Source organism: Corynebacterium sp. (assembly GCF_012837295.1).
Taxonomy (GTDB): domain Bacteria; phylum Actinomycetota; class Actinomycetes; order Mycobacteriales; family Mycobacteriaceae; genus Corynebacterium.
The window spans coordinates 1-3,349 of the sequence record NZ_DURI01000058.1 but is presented as its reverse complement, the minus strand read 5'-3'; the positions used below and the strand labels follow the sequence as shown (position 1 = coordinate 3,349).

General features: G+C 69.7%; 3 protein-coding genes. 2 read left to right on the top strand and 1 reads right to left on the bottom strand.

The features are described from left to right. A partial coding sequence (locus tag GX015_RS02030) for a Pls/PosA family non-ribosomal peptide synthetase (RefSeq protein ID WP_366926217.1) occupies nucleotides 1-1,359 on the top strand: 1,359 nt, incomplete at its 5' end. A 132-nt stretch (nucleotides 1,360-1,491) separates the two neighbouring features. Here the strand turns inward: GX015_RS02030 and GX015_RS02025 are convergent. After that, nucleotides 1,492-2,052: a TetR/AcrR family transcriptional regulator gene (locus GX015_RS02025; RefSeq protein WP_291342403.1), complete on the bottom strand. Its 561-nt coding sequence runs from the start codon at nucleotides 2,050-2,052 to the stop codon at nucleotides 1,492-1,494. Between the two features lie 230 nt (nucleotides 2,053-2,282). On the opposite strand from GX015_RS02025, the gene GX015_RS02020 reads away from it, so the two are divergent. Beyond that, entirely contained in the window at nucleotides 2,283-3,284 is a 1,002-nt protein-coding gene (locus tag GX015_RS02020; protein WP_291342401.1) for an ABC transporter permease, read from the top strand. The last annotated feature ends 65 nt before the right edge of the window (nucleotides 3,285-3,349 follow it).

The following is a 3,349-nucleotide window of genomic DNA, read 5'->3' as shown; positions in this document are numbered from 1 at the left end:
GGGGCGGCCTCCGCGACGACCTGGCCCGGCGCCATCGGGCTGGCCCTGGCGTGGACCGCGCCTGCGGCGATCGCCGCGGTGGCGGTGTACGCGCTGTTGACGCTGATCCTCGTGCGCCTGCTGTCCATCGGGCTGAAGGCCGGCGTGCACCCCGTCCGCTCCCGCGTGGGCTGGCAGGCGTGGGCCACCGAACGGCTCATGGACGCCGCCCGCACCGATCTGTTCCCCCTGTACGCCTCGCAGCTGACCCCGTGGTGGCTGCGGGCGCTGGGCGCGAAGGTCGGCCGCGACGCGGAGATCTCCACCGCGGTGGTGCTGCCGAAGTTCACCGACATCCGCGAAGGGTCCTTCCTCGCCGACGACACCATGGTCGGCGGCTACGAGCTCGGCGGCGGCTGGCTGCTGCTCGAGGAGACCCGCATCGGCCGCCGATCTTTCCTGGGCAACTCCGGCATCGCCGGTCCGGGCCGCAAGCTGGGCAAGAACTCCCTGGTGGCCGTGCTGTCCTCGACGCCGAAGAAGGCCAAAGCCGGCTCGAACTGGTGGGGTTCCCCGCCGGAGCGACTGCGCCGCGTCGCCGTCGAGGTCGACGGCGGCGAGGATCTGACCTATCGCCCGGGCGCCGGCGTGAAGGCCGCCCGCGGGGCCGTCGAAACGCTGCGTTTGCTGGCGCCGATCACCTCGCTCGCCCTGGCCCTGCTGGTGCTGCTGGCGATGCAGGGCGCCGCGGTGGGCATCACCGCGCTTGCCGACGGCATGGTCGGCGTGGACGATGACGTTCTGCTCGCGACCGTGCTCGGCCTGGCGGCGGCGTGGTTCGTCGGCTCGCCGGTGCTGCTCATCGCGGGCATGCTGGCGATGCTGATCACCGTGGCCATGAAGTGGATCTGCGTGGGCACGCACGAGAAGGGCGAGCACGCCCTGTGGAGCCGCTTCGTGTGGCTCGACGAGCTGCAGGACACCTTCGTCGAGACAGTCGCCGCGCCCTGGTACCTGGTGCCCGGCACCGGCACCGGCGGCCTGAACCGCGCGATGCGCTGGCTGGGCGCCGACGTCGGCCACGGTGCCTGGCTCGAGTCCTACTGGCTGCCGGAGACGGACCTGTGCCGCATCGGCGAGGGCGCCACCGTCGGCCGCGGTTGCGTGGTGCAGACGCACCTGTTCCAGGACCGCGTCATGAGCCTCGACACCGTCGAGCTCGCCCCGGGCGCCACCCTCGGCCCCCACTCCGTGGCGCTGCCGGCTTCCCGCCTCGGCGAGTCGACCACGATCGGCCCGGCGTCGCTGGTCATGCGCGGCGACGTCGTCCCCGCCGGCACCCGCTGGCAGGGCAACCCCATCGAGCCCGTGAAGGAATAAGGGATGGAGCACGGGAAGTCACACGGGAGCCCAGGCGCCCGGGAGACCCCGGACCTCGAAACCGAACGACGAAACCGGCCCCCGCACCGAACTGGTGCGGGGGCCGGTTCGTCGTCAAGCACCGACGCCGCCCTACGGCCGCAGGCCCCGGACGAACATGTCGATCATCCACTCACGGTGCCCCGGCACCACGGCGTACACCGCGTCAGACCACGGGCGGAGCACGCTGAACAAGGCGAGCATGAACTGAGGGGCATCGACGTCGTCGCGGATGAGCCCATCGGCGGCGGCACGATCCAACAGCCGCGAGATGAACTCCCCCACCAGCCGACGCATCGGCTCCATCTGCTCCACGAACTCCTCCGTCAGACCGTCGTCGCTGAAGACGGACTCGCCGAGAGCCGGCAAATCCGAATCCGCGATCGCCGCGATGACTCCCCGCCAGGCACCCTCGGGGTCCTCGGCCCACATGGGCAGGAACCGCTCCTCGATGACGCGCACGAACTCGAGGTTGTCACGGGCGATGGCGAAGAGGAGGTCCTCGCGATCCGGGAAATGGCGATGAACCGTGGCCACCCCGACGCCGGCTTCTTCCGCGAGGGCTCGATAGGAAACGTCAAGACCATCGCGCGCGAGCAACGTGCGCGCCGCCGCGATGATGCGCTCCCGGTTCTTGCTGGCGTCCGCTCTCATTGCTCCATTGTCTCCCATCGTCGCCCATTCCGTTTCCGTCCGAGGGGCCCGACGCTCTAATCGCGATCACCGCGGTGACGAGCCGGTGGCCCCGTCCAACAAACGGAGTATTGCGTTCCACATTAGCGGAACGCTATGCTCCAGTTATGAACCGGAGTTTTCCGTTCCACTTAGTGTTGGGGCGGCAAACCTCGGCCTCCGATACCCCACCTCGCATCCAAGGAGTCCCGGTGACCGCCCCGACCACGAACGAAACATCGAGCAAGCGCCCACCCAAGGCCATCGCCGCAACCCTCATCGTCGCCATCCCCATCGCGATCGCGTTGATGCTCTTCGCGTTCCTTGCACCGACGCTCGCATCCGGCCCGAACAACCTGCCGATCTCCGTCTCCGCGCCGGCGCCCGTCACCGAGCAACTCACGAACTCCCTGACCCAGCGCTCCCCCGACGCGTTCGACATCACGACCGCAACGTCCCGGGAGGATGTCGAAGACGCGATCCTCGAACGAGAAGCCGTCGGCGGCATCGTCGTCGATGCCGAAGGTGCCACGGCCTACACGGCCGACGGTAACGGAACGCCATATGCGCAGATTCTGACGCCCGTCGCCGGAGCACTCGAAGCCACCGGACAGCAGGTCGACACGGTCGACCTCGCACCCACCACGGCCGACGACCCGACCGCCGCGGGCATCGCCACCCTCGCGCTGCCCCTCGCATTCGGCGGACTGCTGTCCGGCGCGGCGATCACGTTCCTGCTCAAGCGTCGCCCGACCATGCAGCTCGCGACGTCGCTGTCGGTCAGCATCCTCGGAGGCTTCGTGGCAGCGGCCATCCTGCACTTCGGCTACGGCACCCTGGCCGGGAACTTCTGGCTCGAAGCCACCGCCATCGCCACCGGCATCGCCGCCTTGTCCCTGTTCACGGTCGGAGCGGGCTCACTGCTCGGCACCGCCGGCATCGGACTGACGGCGGCACTGACGATCTTCATCGCCAACCCGCTGTCCGGCCTCGCGACGGGGCCCTGGTGGCTGCCCGCCGGCTGGGCCACCTTCGGCCAGTGGCTCCCGATCGGCGCGACCGGAAACCTGGTTCGATCCATCGCCTTCTTCGACGGCGCCGGCACCCACGGCAGCTGGTGGATCCTGCTCGGCTGGATCCTCGTCGGCCTGGCCCTGCTGGCGACGAGCGCACGGAAGAACTCCGGAGAACAGGCGACGTCGACCGCCGAATGATGCCCGGCCGGAGCCCGGACCCCGAGCCCCCCCACAACGAAACCGACCCCCGCACCGAATGGTGC